An 18,293-nucleotide genomic window follows, 5' to 3' on the forward strand; every position below is an offset into this window, starting at 1 on the left:
GTCCTGATTTATTCAGGGCTTTTTCTTTACTACAATGAATATTAATAATTATCAAAAAGAAGCGATGAAAACACTCAATCCTGAACTCAATAAGAAAGATATACTTATTAATAGTGTTATGGGATTATGTGGAGAATCTGGAGAAGCAATAGATATAGTTAAAAAGTGGTTGATGCAGGGACATGAACTAGATAAAGATCATCTTATTAAAGAATTAGGTGATGTTGCCTGGTATCTTGCTGAAGCAGCTACTGCATTAGATATTCCTTTAGATACTATCCTACAAGGGAACCTAGATAAACTACATCAAAGATATCCTGATGGATTTAACGCAAGTGCTTCAATCAACAGACAAAAAGAGGATTGATTCTGCATCACAGAGTAAATCCTCTTTTTTTAGTTACATAGAATAATGCGAGGTTTCACTTGAGTATGAATTTCAACTTTCAAAAAACTCATATACTCTAGATTATTATTATTTTCTTAATCAAAAAAATAAGATCACCTGCTTTTCTATCTTTCCACTTTCCTTGATTCTTATCGTTGTTTGTATTCGTTTGAATAAATGCTATACTATGAGCAAGGAGAATTGATTGTTATGAAACCAATTAAAGATATTGATCCAGATAATAATGTTAGTCTTCCTGAAACAATCGAAGATAAGTTAAATAAAGCAGAAAAAGATTACGAAGAAGGAAGAACTCACACTGAAGAAGAAATATGGGGAATGTTTAGTAAAAAGTATGGATTTGACTTATAAAATATTATCTTAATTCTATGAAAATGAAACAGTGTACAAAAAGAGGATTGATTCTGTAATACAGAGTCAATCCCCTTTTCTATAATGTCACTGGTAATTTTTCTACCACTGCTTTTTGTCCTTCTAATGTGAAATGAACCCCATCAGTCACATATTCACTTCTCAATTGTATATGATCTTCATCCTGACATAAATCATCTAGATCAATATACCCATCTGCAGGATTTGTCTTAATCCATGCATTAATATCTTTTCTCATCTGATCTATTTCAGGTGTCCACTCAATGTCATCACCTTTATTTAATATATTACGTGTATAACCTTTCCAAGCAGAACGAGTAACTAAATATACTTGAATATTTCTTTCATGTGCTTTACTAATAAGTGTTTTATAAGCATCAATCATCTGTTCTGTAGTCACCTTAGGTGCAATACCCATCATACTCTTACAATTAGGATGAATAATATCATTACATCCTACCTTGATAATAACAGTCTTTACACCTGGTTGATTTAAAGCATCTCTTTCAAATCTCTTCAACATAGATTCACCATAAGCCATACCAAGTCTGCTTGCTCCATTATCACATAGTCGATTACCCTTAATAGCCTGCTGTAAGACACCTACATTATGAATACCAGCTAAATGCAGTTTAGTAGAGAATAGTGTTGGTATATCATTTGCAAGTGTAGAATCACCAATAATAACTGTAGAATGCGCATCTGGACGATTGACATCTAAACCTGTTAATAATGGTATAACATCATATTCACCAAAACTTCCATTTAATATCATTGGTACACCTGTAGTTGCAGGAAGATTGACTTGATTACCTGAACTTATATATGTTTTACCACCAATTAAACCAAATGTTTTTAACTGATCTGTTTTTTTCATATACATAGAAACAGTTACTGGCTCTAATGCATCTACATGGTACTCTAATGGATCCGAATAAACAGTTTCTCCCTTTTCTAGTGTTACTTTCTTACATCCATTAAATGTCACAGTCTTCTTTGTAGGAAGTTTAATACGCTGTTTACTTATTGTTTTCGCTATAGTCACAGCATCAATAGTCATAGGACCTGTACCATAAGTATTAGAAAATGTGAGACGTACAGTTTCACCTGTCAATGTAGGTTTAATTACAGTTCTAAATGTTAAGTGATGCAAGCCAAAATCCTTAAAACGATTCCCAAAGAATTTCTGGACACTAAACTCTACAGGACTTGTAGACCAAGAGCCTACCCAGTTTTCTTGAGCATAACTTGATGTCATATATGGGAATAAACATAACGCAATACTCACAAGACATGCAATTAATTTTTTCATGAGATTTCCCTCCCTTTTTCATATTATATCAAGTTGAAAAATCTCTTTTCTAGCATAAACATATACATACTCAAATATTATTCATAATCACATTAGCATAAATAATAATATTTTTGATTTATTTATTCATACAACTAAAAAGACGGTTCCCCGCCTTTTAGAATAAGAAAATTTAATTCTTCAACCTAGTAATTATTAAAGTCTTCTTTTGAATAAAAGTAGCCTGCTCTAAATGCATTAACGTATGTATAAATTCTTTCAGTCTTCATTTGAGATTGAGTAGGTTGATTTCCACCACCTACTACATCTATTGTCATATCATAACCAATTGTCTTTCCATATACCGTTAATACAGTCATTGCACGAGGGCAATGTAATATTGTACCTACACATAAAATCTTGTGTGCATTGATTGTTTTAAATAAATTCACCATTCCAATCGCATTACCCGGTGTATCACGTGCCAAGTCATCTAGTAATAACCTATCTTGACTTACTCCATTTTCTACTAACCATTTTGCCATAACATCTGCTTCTGCATAAGGTGTTCTGACTGGTCCACCACTAAGCACAATCTTTACATTAGGATATTTATCCGCCATTTCTTTAGTCTTAGTAAGCCTTGTTAATAACGCTTCTGATGGTGTTCCATCAGCATTAGGAGATTGACCAAAAACAGCTATAACATCTGGAGTAATACCATATAATTGATCACCAGAATAGTTTTTCTTATTCGCATTATTATCATCACAATCCTTTAGAATACTTCTTATTCTTTTTTCAGCGTTTGGACTCACTAGTTTTAACGCCTTTAATCTCATACTTGTTTGTGAGCTTAACGCACCACACTTATTCGCAAGTATTGACAAAGATAAAGCATGCACATCTAGAGGATTTACTCTTAGAATTCTATCTAGTTGTGATAATGCATATTTATATTCTTTATTCACTAAATAAGCTTCTGCCTGCAACCTATAAGTATCTAAGTAATCAGGTCTCTCTTTTGCTTTAGCATCTAGTGAAGAATACATTTCCTTCCATTGCCATCTTCTAAAATATACTACTTCATCATGTAAATATGGATCATTAATGTAGGAATCACCATAATCGGACACCAATTTTTCTAGTGGTTCCCCTCTTCCATTTTGTTTAGGAGTAGGCGCCTCTAATCTTTCCATAAACTCAAATGAAACAGTATCGTTATATTCAACCTTTTGATCAGTTAAAGATTTTAATGTAAGACCTTCTACATTTTCTATCGATACTGAAATATTTGATAACACTAGAAACAAACTCATAACTAAAAGTAATAATGTCTTTATAATTTTCATTTTATTCTTCCTATTTTTTTAAAATTTTCTCTATATTAGATTCATTCTCTGTATAGATTCTTTTAAATTTTTCCGGATCCTCAGCAATTTTATCCACTACATTTAATAACATCTTAAACTTTTGTTTATTATAAGCTATATGCAGATTAATAATTATATAGCACTGCTTACCATTAATAGGTGACTCATCATCTGCATAATAATGAATTTCAAAACTTTCTTTTGTAGATTTTAATGCAATATAAATATCAATGCTCTTCTTATCGCCAACAGTCAACTTCATATAACTATTATGAGGATTTAGATAGTCGTTTATTGGATAATCTTGGAATTTATAGAAAAATGGTATTCTCGTATAATTTATTTTAGGGAGAAATAAACTATAGTAATAGGAACTCAAGAACACTTCTTGCAGCTTCTTTCTATAATCATCATCAGAAATACCTTCTTCAAAAAAATAAATAGGCTCATATGGAATATCTAAATACTTTCCAAACTCCATACAAAAGAATAAATCATAAGAAGAAGTGTCCAACTCACTTAACTCATACAATACTCTTGTTTCAATACTCTCTATATATGATGAGAAGTATTTTCTTAAACAAAATTTTAGTTGCTGAGTACTTAATCGACCATCTAACGCAATAATTGCTATCTTTTGTTTTTTTCTAGATAACTCTATATCATTTATAAATTCATAAATGACATTAACCAAGACATGCATTTCTCTTAATGAGAAAAGATATGAAAATTTCTGATATACCATGTCTGATAATTGATGTACAAATTCTTTAATAACTGGTTTTGTTGTCATTGATTCATAATTGTAAAATCCTAAGTCTACATCATCAGAAACACCTAATTTTATTTTCATTGCAATTGGAATAAGTACTTTTAATAAATCTTTCAGGAACACGATATTATCAGTTATACATACATTAAAAGTATCTTCGAAACATTGAACAATATATGTTCTCATTTCATCAGCTAATGCGATTAATGATCCATAGTTTTTTTCTGTACAATCTCTAATACGGTATAAGTCAGTACTCATAATAGCAAGATACGTTAAGTACATAAGTCTTGCCTTATGATTTCCAACATAATCTACAAATTTCTGGCTTAATTGTTGATCAATTGACAAAACCAAACGATATTCATCTGTAATTGTATAATCAAAATCAATATCCTCCACTATTCTATCTTCTTCAGGAACAGAAACATTAGATAACAGAATAATATATAATATAAATCTTTCTAGATAGATATCAGAGAATACGATTCTGCTTTTAAGCAATGAATTACATACAATATCTTTAATTTCTTGTTTTGAACCAAATTTCGGTTTAAATAATTCTGCATAAGCTTGGTTATTAAAAATCGGTTCTGCTGCGTCCGTAAAATACTTATACATCTTCAACATGCATAAATATTTATAATAAACTTCTCCTTCAACCACTAACCCTTTTCTAATTTTAGTAGTCAATGTCAGATTGTAATTTTTCAATATATTTCTTACTTCTGTCATTTCTCTTTGAATATAATTAGTAGTATTCAAATAAAGTTCTTCTTGTAAATCTTCAATTCTAATAGGTTTGTTACTTGCTAATAACTTTCTTGTTATAAATTGAACATTTCTATCAAAATCATTATCAATATTCTGCTCATGATAAATCTTGAAATACTCTTTAATCCTTTTGGCTATTTTCGTATCTTCCACTTCGATTCTAATACCCTTAGAGCGTTGCGCAACAATATCTAGTCCATCAATATCAAGCTGTTCATTTATATATTTAACATCTGATTTAATGGTTCTAGATGTTACATGTAGTTTTTCAGCCAATTCATCAGTAGTAACAAAATCCTCATTTCTAATTAAAATGAGGAATAAAGCTTTATGACGATAATTGTTCTCCAAAAATTCTAGTTTCTTGGCTAAATCATCATTCATGCTCTATTCCTCCCTTACATTATTCCAAATAATGTTGTTTTAAATTGCTGATTTCTTCATCTGTAATTCCAAGTACATCTTTGGCATAATTTTCAAAACTTCCATGCTCACTCATGATTGCATCATAAGATGCATCAATAAACTCTGGCTGAGTATCTATAAGTGAGTATAAATAATCTAATACTACCTGGTCATTTGTAAACTTCTTATACTTTTCCATTTTCACAGCATTTCTTTTTACACGATTACTATGAGTAAGCATATAATCGTAAATTATATACTCTTTTTTTACTCCTAATAAGCCTAATAATAACATACAACCATAACCAGTTCTATCTTTACCACCACGGCAATGCTGATCTACTGGAGCTGAATTTTCTTCAGCAATCACTTTAATCATCTTAGAAAAAGCTTTCTTACACTCTTCCTTATTAACAAAGTTCTTATATTGTTCCATCACAATATCATATCTGTTAACAAGTACACCTTTTTCTTTCTGACTAATAATCTTCTTAACTAAGTTTTCATCTTCGTTTGCTTTATCAGATGTAAACTGTGCTGCTAATTCAGCTGTATGAGCATCTGGATCCAAACAATATGTCTTAATATTTACATCAATCACTTTATTTGGATACTTTCCTCTTTCATCTTCACTACGATAATCAATAATAGTTTTAATGTTTAATGCCTTTAAGTATTCTAAACCTTTTAAAGATGCATTATGAATGTGATCTGAACGATAAAGTAATTTCCACTTAACTGTTCTTCCATCATAAGTTTCATAACCACCCATATCTCTAAAATTATTCATTCCTTCTACCGGTAAAGTTCTTTCACCAACAATATACTGTTGAGATTCAACTTCTACAAAAAACAAAGGATGAATAATTTCATTATCAATTTCTACATCAAATTGATCTAATTCAGAAGTAATAATTTCTTTATGCTCTTGGTCTTTTGATTCAAATAAGCTAATCTTTTTCAACTTATTAATATGTTTATTAAAAACAAAATGATATTTATTATCTACTTTAGTTACTTCTACTGGAACTCTCAAACTTGTTTCTTCCATTATACAACTCCCACTGTTTTTAACACAATACAAATAACCATTAGAGCGATAATGATAAGTGGAGCATGTTTACCATTTGTTTTCTTTAAAATTCTATAAACAATAACTGTGATTAGTAGCCCTAGGAAACCAGGCATAACCTTGTCAAATAAATCCTGTAATTTGATAACGTTCTTAGCAGCTCCAAATTCAAGAAGTACATTGATCTTAACTACTGATGCAATCAAAGCACCTACAACCATTAATCCTACTACATTAGCAATGTTAGTAACTCTCTGTAAAACTCCGCCTCCAGCTTCATTTACTAAGTCCATACCCTTGCTATAACCTAAATGAATTCCATAATACTTAGTAGCAACGTTTACAACATTATATAGTAAGAACATTAAGATTGGACCTAACACACTACCATTTAATGCTAAAGCAGCACCAATACTACCACAGATTGGTAACCAAGTGAACTTTAGTACACTATCACCAATACCAGCTAAAGGACCCATTAAACCTGTCTTAACAGAAGTTACTACATCCTTTTCATCTTCATCAGTATTTTCTTCAATAGCTGCTGCAACACCCAGAATTAAGGCGTCACTGTTAACGTGAGAGTTGAAGAACTTTAAATGTCTCTTCATAGCTTCAACTTTTTCTTCTTTTGGTCTATCTTTATATAATCTTTCTAAAACAGGAACAAAACTTGATAAGAAACCAATAGCCTGCATAGACTCAAAGTTATTTGTAACGTTTAAAACCTGCATACGCCAGAATACTCTGTCTAGATCTTTTTTAGTGATCTTGTTTGTTCTCTTTTCCATTATAAATCATAGTCTCCTTCATCTTCTGTATTTACTTCACTTACAGTTACAGTTGGCTTAGTGATAGCATAGTCATAGATTAATGCGATTGGTAAAGCAATTAATGTAATTGGTAATACTGATAAGTTTAAATAAACTGCTAATGCAAAACCAGCAATCAAGAATGTCCATAATTCTGCTTTTTTAATCATCATTAACATTAATAAACCAATACCAACTGAAGGAATAACAGATCCAGCCACTTTTAATCCACCCATAATATTTGCAGGTAGTGCAGCAACGATTGTATCAATAACTCCAGCACCTAAATAAATAGCAATAAATGTTGGCACTGCTCTAATTAAGAAAGCGATAACCATTGGAATATAATTTAATCTGAAGATCTTGCTAAAATCACCGCTTTCAGCTACTTTTTCAGCAATAGGGTTTAATGCAACAATACCAGTTTTATAAATAACTAATAACTGCTGAGCTAAAATTGATGTTGGCACAGCTAATGCAACTGCTACTTCTGTTCCTCCAGAAGCGATACCTAAAGCTGTACCGATACAAGTACCTGAAATCATATCTGGAGCAGAATAAGCACCTACGTTACCTACACCCATCCACATAACTTCAAGTGTTGCTCCTATCATTAAACCTGCCTGTAAATTACCCATAATTAATCCAACTACTGGAGCAATTAATAATGGTCTTCTTAACATCTGTGTTCCAATATCATCTAGAGCACAAAGACCTGCCCAAATAGCTACTAATAAAGCACTAGTCATCTTTAAATAACCTCCCTAATATCTTTCTTTTCATCATTTGGTACCATCTGAATTGTTACATCGATACCTTTATCTAATAATTCTTTAAATGCTGTTTCTTCTTCTGGTGTTACAGATAACGCTTTTGTTAACTGCTTTCTACCTTCCTGATATCTCATACCACCTATATTTAAACCAGGAATTTCCACACCATAATTAACTAGTTCTAAAACATCAATACTATTTGTGAATAATAGCATTGTTCTTTTCTTAATTGGCTGCTTCTTAGTAATATCAGCAAACTGCTTCACTCCAAATGCATGTACTTTAATTCCAGCAGGAGCAGCCATTGCTAAAATATTTTTCTGAATTTTATCGCCTGCCACCTTATCATTAACAACAATGATTGATTCAATATTTTTAACATTTACCCAAGTAGTAACAACCTGACCATGAATTAAACGGTCGTCTATTCTACAAAATACAATCATCTTCATCTTCCTCCTGATTAAATGAACTATTATCTAAAATTGTCATACCATTCTTATATGCTGCCTTTAATACTTGCTCAATCTGATCAACTGACTTATCTCTATTAAATGCACATTCCAATAACATCGGTAAGTTCAAACCCGAACAAACAACTACATTTTCCATACTTAATAAATTAAGTGCCAAGTTCATTGGTGAACCACCAACAATATCAGTAAATACCACTAAACCAGCTGATGTATCTAAACCTTCTATTTTTTTGAACATCTGTTCCTTTAAATCATCAATTTGATCATCAATGTGAACACCTAAAGTTGCATAGTTATCTTGCTTTCCAATAATTAATTCAGCGCTCTTAATAATTTCTGTTGCAAAGTCACCATGACTCATTAACAATAATGCTGCTTTGTTTCCCATAATTTCCTCCTCTTTTTATTTATGTTTTTCACGTGAATACATCTTTTACTAAGCTCACATATATCTTACTCAACAAACTGTATATCCTCAATGTACTAAATTTCACTATAATTAGTGAAATTTAGATAGCGTTTTCATTTTACTGTACTTTATTTCACCTATCATAAGGAAATCAAAAAAGGATCCCTCATTGGGATCCACACCATTATAAGAACTTATCCAATTCAGTTTTTACCTGTTCATTGATCTTATTAGTAGGATGATCAATTCTATGCCCTCTCATGATGACAGATTCAATATGTCTTAATGCCAGTAAATCATCTAATGGATTTTCTTCCATCACAATCATATCAGCTGACTTACCTACTTCAATAGAACCAGTCTCATCATCAATACCTGCCATTCTAGCCGCCTGTAATGTCGCACAATAAATTGCATATGCATTACTTACACCTACATACTTATGAAAGTAATATAGTTCTCTCCAGAAGTCATACTGTGTAATCCAAGGACATCCTACGTCATTACCTAATACAATAGGAATATCATTTTCTAATGCCTGTTTCGCACATTCTATAATTCCATCAAATACGACTTTACCATTAAACTGTTCTACTTCTGATGCGTTAGTAATAGAACGATCAAATAAAGCATATGGTAAGGCTGGTGATAATGTAGTACATAGGAATGCATGATTTTCTTTAAATAACTTTATCATATGATCATCGAGTTTTGCCCCATGCTCAATCGAATCTACACCATTTTCTAGAGCCACTCTTACACCATCAGATGATTCTACATGCGCAGCCACTTTAAAGCCTAATTCATGTGCTTTATCACAAACCGCTTTAACCATTTCAGGAGCCATCTTTAATTCTCCAGGAACACCCCTTTCCTTTGCATCTAGAACACCACCTGTAATCATTAATTTAATTAAATCGACATTCTGTTCCTTTGCTTTACTTACCTGTAAAAGTGCATCATCAATTGTTTCAGCTGCAATTGCTACACTCCCTGCCATATGACCATGAGGGACTGAAATACCTTCATTACCTGCTAAAATACGTGGACCTCTCTTCTTCCCGCAATTAATTTCATCACGTACACGTGTATCAAAATCTCTAATACCACCTACTGTTCTAATCGTAGTGACACCACTGAGTAACTCCATTTCCGCAAACCCACTCACCATATTATGAGCAATAGCACGAGTAAGTGGATTACTCATTAAGAAGTTTACTAACTTTGCATTATCTCTCTGTTTCTTTTGTGGTTTACCGTTTCCTGCTAAGTGTACATGCATATTAATAAGACCTGGCATAATATAGTTCCCTTTTAAATTAACTACATTATAGCCTGTTAAATCAGCTTCTTCTTGTAAAACAACATCCTTAATCTTCCCCTGTTCTACAAGAATCGCATATTCTTCCTTAACCTGCATCTCCTTGGTACCATCTATTATTTTTCCATTAATATAAGCATCCTTCATTATGCTCACCCCTCTCTTATATCTATGATATCATATTCACTTCACATTATAATTTATACATCTCACTTCTTTTGTAAGAAAAAAAGAAGAGATAGCATTACACTATCCCTTCAAAGATTTAGTCTTTTTTCTTCTTCACAGATACAAAACCTGCTAGAGATAAAGCCATAGCAGATACTAATCCGAATAATGAAGTAGGATCACCTGTCTTAACAGTATCATCCTTCTTATCTTCTGGTTTAGTTTCTGGTTTCACTTCTGGTTTTGTTTCTGGCTTAATTTCAGGTTTTTCTGGAACAGTTGGTTTTTCTGGTTCAATTACAACCTTTTCTTCTAAAGCATTTACTGCCTTAGTTAACTTAGCCACAACTTCATCTACTTCTACCTGAGTTGCATTTTCTGCGTCAAGCCCCTTAGCTTCTGCGACAACATTCATTAATGCAGTCCAAGATTCTTCAGTATACTTACTTTCATCTAATTTCTTAATTTCAGCAAGTTTTGCATCTAAAGCAGTTATTTCACCCTTAAGAACATCCAAGCCCTTAATAGCGTCTTTTAGCTTCTTAGTAGCTTCATTGACTTCTTCCTGAGAAGCATCTTTATTTTCAAATACAGCTTTTGCATCATTTAATGCTTTCGTAAATGCATCACGTGCTTTCTTAACAGCCTTATTTAGAGTTTCTTCAGAAATGGCTTCAGCTTTAGTCACTGCTTTTTCAAGTTCAGCCTTATTCACCTTTACTTCTAAAGCGTCTACTGCCTTAGTTAACTTAGCCACAACTTCATCCACTTCTACCTGAGTTGCATTTTCTTTGTCAAGACCCTTAGTTTCTGCAACAACATTCATTAATGCCGTCCAAGATTCTTCAGTATACTTACTTTCATCTAATTTCTTAATTTCAGCAAGTTTTGCATCTAATGCAGTTGTATCACCCTTAAGAACATCTAAGCCCTTAATAGCATCTTCTAGCTTCTTAGTTGCTTCATTAACTTCTTCCTGAGAAGCATCTTTGTTTTCAAATACTGCTTTTGCATCATTTAATGCCTTAGTAAATGCATCACGTGCTTTCTTAACAGCCTTATTTAATGTTTCTTCAGAGATAGCTTCAGCTTTAGTCACTGCTTTTTCAAGATCAGCCTTATTTACTTTAGAAACTACCTTTAAATTCTTCATTGCTGTACGTAATGCATTGATTACTTCCTCATTATTTAAATCTTCTCTTGCATAAGCTTTCTGTGCTTCTACTAATGCGTCTAAGAATGTATCAACGGAATCACTTGTCTTATCAGTTAAATCCTGATTATAAGCTTCTGTTAATAAATCTTTAAGTTCAGTTGTTTCTTCAACCTGATCATAAGTAAACTGTACTTCTGCAATCTTATACCAGCTTTCACTTGCTTCTTTCATCACAAGTTTTACATACTTCACTGACTGTTTATCAAATGTAAATGACTGTTCAAGAGTATCTGCAGTCATTCTTAAATTACCTACAGTTGTCCAATTTTCTTTATCTGTAGAAACCATGATATCAGCATTCTTAATAATATCTGAGCCTGGTCTTTCAGGTGCAGAGATCTTAATACCACTCATATTTACTGTCTTAGGTAAAGTAAATGTAATATGTTTACCTACCTTCTGAGCATCATTGAACCAAGCGAATGTCTCTCTATTACCATCAAACATCTTTTCATAGCTATATTTATCACTTGGAGATACACCTAACTGCCAATATCCATCAGATGCTTCAATACTAGGAACAGTACCATCACGTTTCATTAAACCATTTCTAGCAGCAACTAATGCATCATATGCAGTCTTTACTGCTTCATCAGTCACTTCTTCACCATAAAGAACCTTCTTACCATTCTTTACAGCTTCTAAGTATTCAGGATATCCTGATGCATATCCGTTATCAGCCATTGGGTTTTCTACTTCTACCCATAATGCATAATAAGCACGTTTAACTGCTTTCTTCTTAGCATTATTTAACGTAGTCAAGATAGCATCTACATCCTGCTGTAATGCATCCTTATCATCATAAAGTTTCTGTGCTTCATCTAATGCAGTTTTATATTCACCTAGTGTTGCACCAATGTATACATTTTCATCTAAAGCATTATCTAAAGCAGCCTTTAAGTCAGTTTTATCTGTGTAGATTTCATAAGTGAAAGTGAAAGTATCACCCTTCTTACTATATGTACCAGTTGCACTGTCTTTATCAGACACTAAACGATAACCATAAATCTTTTCAGCAGTGAAGTTATATTCATCACCGATATTACCATAACGAGTTACAGGACTCTTTAATTCCTTACCATCTTTATCTACATATTTAATAGTCACTTTACCTAAAGAATCAGCTGGTAAGATTGATCCAGAATCTGGTAAAGTAGAACCCTTTTCAAATGCTGCAACATGTCCAAGTTTTGCATAGTTAGCCTTGAACTGATCATGTGAAATAATGCTGTTAGAACTTGTATTCCATGCCTTAGTTGCAAGTGCACGCATTTCATTTGCGATATCTTCAGTAATAGTATCTTCATCACATACATCAGCCTTATCACACCAGATTGCAAGTGAAGCACCCTTAATAGCAGGGTTATCATCAGCAATAGTGTTAGCCTGGAATTTACCTGGAGTCCATTCATCAAAGATTAACTTATCAGAATTTAAGTTATCAAATGAATGCTGTTTACGTCCATCATTTGGCATAGATGGTCTTAATACATAATAGAAGAAACTAGCATTTACGTTATAAATAGTATCATGACCCTTATCTAAGAAAGTCTGAAGTTTTGCGATACTATAGTTCCAAGACATCTGACTCCAGAAATCAATACCAATATACTTATGCATTTTGATCAGCTGTTTCTTATCATAGTATGAATTTTCTCCATAGTAGATACCATCATTCCAAATACGTGGAGTAAATCCTTTTTCATGTACATGTTCTGCTAAGTCATTGATATATTTCGCAATAACATCCTTCCAAGTTGCATTAGGATCAATGTTTTCTCTTGCATAATTATCTAATACAGACTTGTACTGAGTAGTGAAAGGTGCACGGTCAAATTCCATATATTCATCGCCACCGATGTGGAAATCTGTACATCCTTCAAATAATTCCATATATTCATCATATAAGCTATAAATATACTTAATCGCTTCAGGATTAGTAACATCTAAACCTGATTTATAATTATTACCATATGCATCTACCTGTCCATATTCTGGATGTGCTCTTAAAATCTGGTCAACATGGCCTGGAGAGTCAAATGATGGAATAACTTTAACACCATACTTCTTTGCTTCTGCAAGAATTTCTCTTACATCAGCTTTAGTTAAATGCTGTTCAGATACGATTGATGGATCTGTTTCACATTCAATACGGAAACCTAGGTTTTCTGAGAAATGCATCTGGATTGCATTCATCTTAAAGTAAGACATTTCTCTGATCTGTCTGATGAACCATTCTTTAGAAATATACTTACGAGCCATATCTACATGAATACGACGTTCAGCAACATTAGGATAATCAACGATTTCACCATAAGCTAAAGTGTTATTATTCGCAATTGAAAGCTGTTCAATAGTACGTAAACCATATAATACAGCTGTTTCACTTGCACCAGTTAAATGAATACCAGTATCATCAATTGTAATTTTATAAGCTTCTTTACTTGTAGTCTTATCAGTAATTTCTGATACAGGCTTGATATCGATAGTGATATCAGTAGGTGTTCCATCCTGATTATAAAGCATAGCCTGAGCATCACTAGAAACAATCTGTTTTGCCATGAATTCAGAATTCACTAATTTAACAATTTCAGCAAGTCTTTCATTCTTTAAGTTAGCTTCATTAGCTACAATAACGAACTTAGAATCCTTAGTCATAACCCATGTCTTATCAGATGCATCTTTAGTATATGACTGTAGGATAGGTGTTGTTGCAGCAACGAGCTGTTCATTAGTCATTGTTCTTTCAGTAATAGCTGATGTACCATTGTACGCTTGAGCCACAATAGCACCACTTGAAAGAGTCATAGAAGAAACGAGCATAACGCTCATTAACACACGTTTCATATTATTCTTGTTCATTGTATTATTCCCTATCAAGTAAGAGGCAGGCAAACCTGCCTCTTACGTATTAATTAAATTTTTTTCTTTTTAAAGAGTTATAAACGATAGCTGAAACAGCCATTAATGCAACCATACCTAAAATCATAGTAGAATCTCCTGTCTTGACAGTATCATTCTTCTTATCTTCTGGTTTAGTTGCTGGCTTTTCAGTTGGTTTTTCTGTTGGCTTTTCAGTAGGTTTTTCTGGAACAGTTGGTTTTTCTGGTTCAATTACAACCTTTTCTTCTAATGCGTCTACTGCTTTATTTAACTTAGCTACAGCTTTATCAATTTCTTTCTGAGTTGCATTTTCTAAGTCAATAGCCTTTACTTCTTCTACTACAGCCATTAATGCTGCCCAAGATTCAGCAGTATATTTGCTTTCGTCTTTCTTACTAGCAGCTTCAAGAGCTGAATTTAAAGCTTCTGGATTACCTCTAAGAACCTTTAATCCATCTAACGCTTCATTTAATGCCTTAGCTGCTGCATCGATTTCTTCCTGAGTAGGTTCACCCTTTGCAAGAACAGCCTTAGCATCAGCTAATGCTTTGTTGAATACTTCAACGTTCTTTTTAATTGCTTTATTTACTACATCTTCAGTTAAATCATCTGCTTTAGCAACTGCTTTAACAAGAGCATCTGTATTCACTACAGGTGCATCAACTAAGCCTTCAATAGCTTTATTTAAGCGGTTAATAATAGCTTCATTCTTGATATCTTCAGCAACTAATGCTTTCTGAGCTTCAATAAGTGCTTCTAAGAATTCATCTCTAGATGCAATTGTCTTGCCTTCTAAATCTTCTTCCTTAGCTTTTTCAATTAAATCTTTTAATGTAGTATCTTCATCAATTGCTTCTAATACGAACTCAACTTCAGAAATCTGATACCAAGCTCCATATCCTGAATTGATGTAGATTCTTACATACTTAACTTCCTGAGCATCAAAGTCAAATCTCTTTTCCAATGGATCAGTATCCTTTAATGTACCTACTGTTGTCCAATTTACCTTATCAGCAGAAATCTGAACTTCAGCATCACGTAAGATATCACCCTGGGCTGCCTGTACAACATTCACACCTGATAATTTTACTTTAGTTGGGAATGTGAATAATACTTCATCTCCAGCCGTCTGGTTAGCACCAAACCAACACTTAGAATTACGGTTACCGTCAATCATGTTGTTGTATGAGTACCAGCTATAATATCCCTTAGTTGCAGAAATTGTAGGCTTATCTGCAGCTTTCTTAATTAATGCTTTCTTTGCGTTCATAATGTTGTTATAAGCAGTTTCAGCTGTTTCAACATCTAAGTTTTCATCTTTAAGAGTGTTCTTTCCGTTATTAACGGCATTCATATAAGCCTGATATCCAGATGCATAAGCAGCATCACTTACTGGATAATTTGCTTCTACATATAACTTATAAAATTTAGCCTTTACAGCTTTTTCTTTTGCAGTACGAAGTGTAGCTAATGTTTCATCAACTTTCTTCTGTCCTGCTGAAGGATCTTCTTTAACGTCTTTCGCAACGTCTAGAGCTTCCTTATATTCCTTCACTGTTTCAGGAATATAATCCTTAATCACTAACGCATTATTCACTTCATTGATTAATGGTGCCTTATCAGTGAATGTCTTATAAGTTAAAGTGATTGTTTTGTTTTCTTTATATACGCCTGTTAATGATTCACTTGCCTTTTCGAACTTATAACCATAAAGTTCCTTAGGTTCAATAGTGTATTCATTGTCTTTTAAGCCATATAAAGTTTCTGTTGGTTCAATAGTCTGTCCAAATTCATTCTTATATTCAATTGTAAGTGCAACAGACTGTCCTTCATAAAGAACCTGACCTGGTTCTGGTAACACGCTCTTATAACCAGGAACGCGTCCAATCTTATCAAATGCCTTCTTCACATCTGCATATTCAGGCATTGAGTCTGATGTGTTCCACATCTTATATGCAGTTGCACGTGTTCTATAGAAGATGTTATTGGCCACTGAATCCTGAGTCATATAACCTGGAACGTCACACCAAATTGCATAAGAACCACCTTTAATAAAGTTTGCATAAGGTTTGTTATAAGTCTGTGGAATGCCACCCTGTAATGTAGAGAACTTACCAGGATTCCATTCTCTATAAATTCTATCCCCTTCAGGACATGCATTCTGTAACCACCAAGAAGATAATACATAATACATGTAAATATCAGAGTAGTTGATAACTTTGTTACCATTTGCTACAAACTTTTCAATGCTTGCACAGTTCTGTGGAGCAGCCCAATAACAGATTTCGATATCTGGATCTAACTTATATCCAGTATAGTTTCCATACATCACACCATCGTTCCAGGCTCTAGGAGTCATACCCTTTGACTTGACGATTCCAGATACTTCATTGAAGTATTCCATGATCTGTACATACTGTTCATTGGAGAAGTTAGAGAATTTTTCTAAGAATTCATCTCCACCAATGTTAAATCTCTTACATCCAGCTTCTGAGAAGAAATCGATAAATTCAGTCATTAAATCGATTAAGAAGCCACGTGCTTCGTCATTTGTAAAGATATTGAAGCACTGTGCTCTTCTACCATCAGATGGGAATAAGCTTGCACAGCTATAGTCAGATGGTAAATATCTTAGAACTGCACCAAGGTGACCTGGAGAGTCTAAAGATGGGATAACTTCGATATGATATTCATTTGCAACCTGAATAATTTCTAACATATCCTGTTTAGTTAAATACTGGTTGTTTACATACTGGAAGCCATCAATTGCTTCAAGAGTATCACTCTGTAATCTAAAACCTTCGTTTTCAGAGAAATGAAGCTGAATTGAATTGTATTTCTGCCAAGATAAATCCTTGATTAATGAAATGATCCAATCCTTTGTGAAGAACTTTCTTGCACAGTCCAAATGGAATGAGCGGTCTTCTACATCTGAATAGTCAACAATATTTCCCTTAGTTAAAACATTGTCACCTTCAATTAACATTTGGATCACAGATGTTAAACCATAATAGATTCCTGTTTCATCTTCTGCAGAAATAGTAATATTATTCTTAATATCTACTGCATAAGCATCATTCTTACCAGTTAAATCTGGGTTAGTTCCCATTTTTACAATGATGTCATTGTCTGCAGCATTTTCTAATGTACCAAAAACAATCTGTGGTGCTTCTGATAAAACACTTCTGTCTGCTAACTGCGAACTTGCACGTTTCAAGTCACGTAATAACACTTCATTATTAAGTGACTTTTCATTTGAAACCACAAGTAAACGGCTTTTCTTTGGCAATGTAAATGTGTCTGAATCCTTTGTGTAGCTTTGTACATTTGGATAAATCACATTAGGTGCCGCGAAAGCTGGTGCAGCTGCAGAAGCAACTCCCGATAGCGCAATAATTGCAGCTAAGCCTACTTCAACAATTTTTTTCCCTTTCATTATTTCACCTCTTTCTTTGTTGATAAGACTAAAGATTTCACCTCCACTCTTAAATTTGATAGATTGAAACAAAAAAAAGACCGCATTCACGATACCCTAAAAAGGGCCTATGAATGACGGTCTTGCCTACTTAAAGTAACAATCCTTCGACAACAGTATACATGAGTTTTAAACGATATGTCAACAGTGCACGCTTACAATTTGTAATATTTTCTGATTCCAATATGATAATGTCTTAATGTATCCAAGTTGATATTGTCCCAATTGGGACAATATCAACTTGCCGTGTTAAACTATAACCTCCAGGGGAGGTTATTATGAGAAAGGTTGA

The 18,293-nt window shown here is 33.2% G+C and carries 13 protein-coding genes; 2 read left to right on the top strand and 11 right to left on the bottom strand.

Translation table 11 applies throughout. From position 1 onward, the window contains the following. Positions 1-34: 34 nt before the first annotated feature. Positions 35-367, top strand: coding sequence for a nucleoside triphosphate pyrophosphohydrolase family protein (locus H8909_RS04710; RefSeq protein ID WP_187012030.1), 333 nt, complete (start codon positions 35-37; stop codon positions 365-367). Positions 368-598: 231 nt separating this feature from the next. Further along, on the top strand, positions 599-760 hold the full coding sequence (locus H8909_RS04715; protein WP_238928217.1) for a hypothetical protein: 162 nt from the start codon (positions 599-601) through the stop codon (positions 758-760). Between the two features lie 79 nt (positions 761-839). Here the strand turns inward: H8909_RS04715 and H8909_RS04720 are convergent, their stop codons facing one another. The 11 genes from H8909_RS04720 to H8909_RS04770 all read right to left on the bottom strand — a co-directional run bounded on the left by H8909_RS04720 (position 840) and on the right by H8909_RS04770 (position 17,962). Next, positions 840-2,093, bottom strand: a complete 1,254-nt coding sequence (locus H8909_RS04720; RefSeq protein WP_187012032.1) for a GDSL-type esterase/lipase family protein — start codon at positions 2,091-2,093, stop codon at positions 840-842. A 185-nt stretch (positions 2,094-2,278) separates the two neighbouring features. After that, positions 2,279-3,424, bottom strand: coding sequence for a YdcF family protein (locus H8909_RS04725; RefSeq protein ID WP_187012033.1), 1,146 nt, complete (start codon positions 3,422-3,424; stop codon positions 2,279-2,281). Between the two features lie 10 nt (positions 3,425-3,434). Then, on the bottom strand, positions 3,435-5,375 hold the full coding sequence (locus H8909_RS04730) for a BglG family transcription antiterminator (protein ID WP_187012034.1): 1,941 nt from the start codon (positions 5,373-5,375) through the stop codon (positions 3,435-3,437). A gap of 19 nt (positions 5,376-5,394) precedes the next feature. Then, complete coding sequence (locus tag H8909_RS04735; RefSeq protein ID WP_187012035.1) at positions 5,395-6,447, bottom strand: tyrosine-protein phosphatase; 1,053 nt, start codon at positions 6,445-6,447, stop codon at positions 5,395-5,397. Continuing rightward, the gene (locus H8909_RS04740; protein ID WP_187012036.1) at positions 6,447-7,259 is read right to left on the bottom strand and encodes a PTS system mannose/fructose/sorbose family transporter subunit IID; all 813 of its coding nucleotides are present in this window, start codon (positions 7,257-7,259) and stop codon (positions 6,447-6,449) included. Before H8909_RS04740 ends, H8909_RS04735 begins: the two co-directional genes overlap by 1 nt. Further along, positions 7,259-8,029, bottom strand: a complete 771-nt coding sequence (locus H8909_RS04745) for a PTS mannose/fructose/sorbose/N-acetylgalactosamine transporter subunit IIC (RefSeq protein ID WP_187012037.1) — start codon at positions 8,027-8,029, stop codon at positions 7,259-7,261. Before H8909_RS04745 ends, H8909_RS04740 begins: the two co-directional genes overlap by 1 nt. A gap of 2 nt (positions 8,030-8,031) precedes the next feature. Continuing rightward, complete coding sequence (locus H8909_RS04750) at positions 8,032-8,499, bottom strand: PTS sugar transporter subunit IIB (RefSeq protein WP_187012038.1); 468 nt, start codon at positions 8,497-8,499, stop codon at positions 8,032-8,034. After that, on the bottom strand, positions 8,483-8,917 hold the full coding sequence (locus H8909_RS04755; RefSeq protein WP_187012039.1) for a PTS sugar transporter subunit IIA: 435 nt from the start codon (positions 8,915-8,917) through the stop codon (positions 8,483-8,485). The genes H8909_RS04750 and H8909_RS04755 overlap by 17 nt, the downstream gene beginning before the upstream one ends. Positions 8,918-9,122: 205 nt before the next feature. Beyond that, a complete protein-coding gene (locus H8909_RS04760) occupies positions 9,123-10,406 on the bottom strand; it encodes an amidohydrolase family protein (protein ID WP_187012040.1) in 1,284 nt (427 codons plus the stop codon). 118 nt (positions 10,407-10,524) lie between these two features. After that, complete coding sequence (locus H8909_RS04765; RefSeq protein ID WP_187012041.1) at positions 10,525-14,505, bottom strand: family 20 glycosylhydrolase; 3,981 nt, start codon at positions 14,503-14,505, stop codon at positions 10,525-10,527. A 49-nt stretch (positions 14,506-14,554) separates the two neighbouring features. Further along, a complete protein-coding gene (locus tag H8909_RS04770) occupies positions 14,555-17,962 on the bottom strand; it encodes a family 20 glycosylhydrolase (protein ID WP_238928218.1) in 3,408 nt (1,135 codons plus the stop codon). Between the last annotated feature and the right edge of the window lie 331 nt (positions 17,963-18,293).

This window comes from Catenibacterium faecis (genome assembly GCF_014306455.1).
GTDB lineage: Bacteria > Bacillota_I > Bacilli_A > Erysipelotrichales > Coprobacillaceae > Catenibacterium > Catenibacterium mitsuoka_A.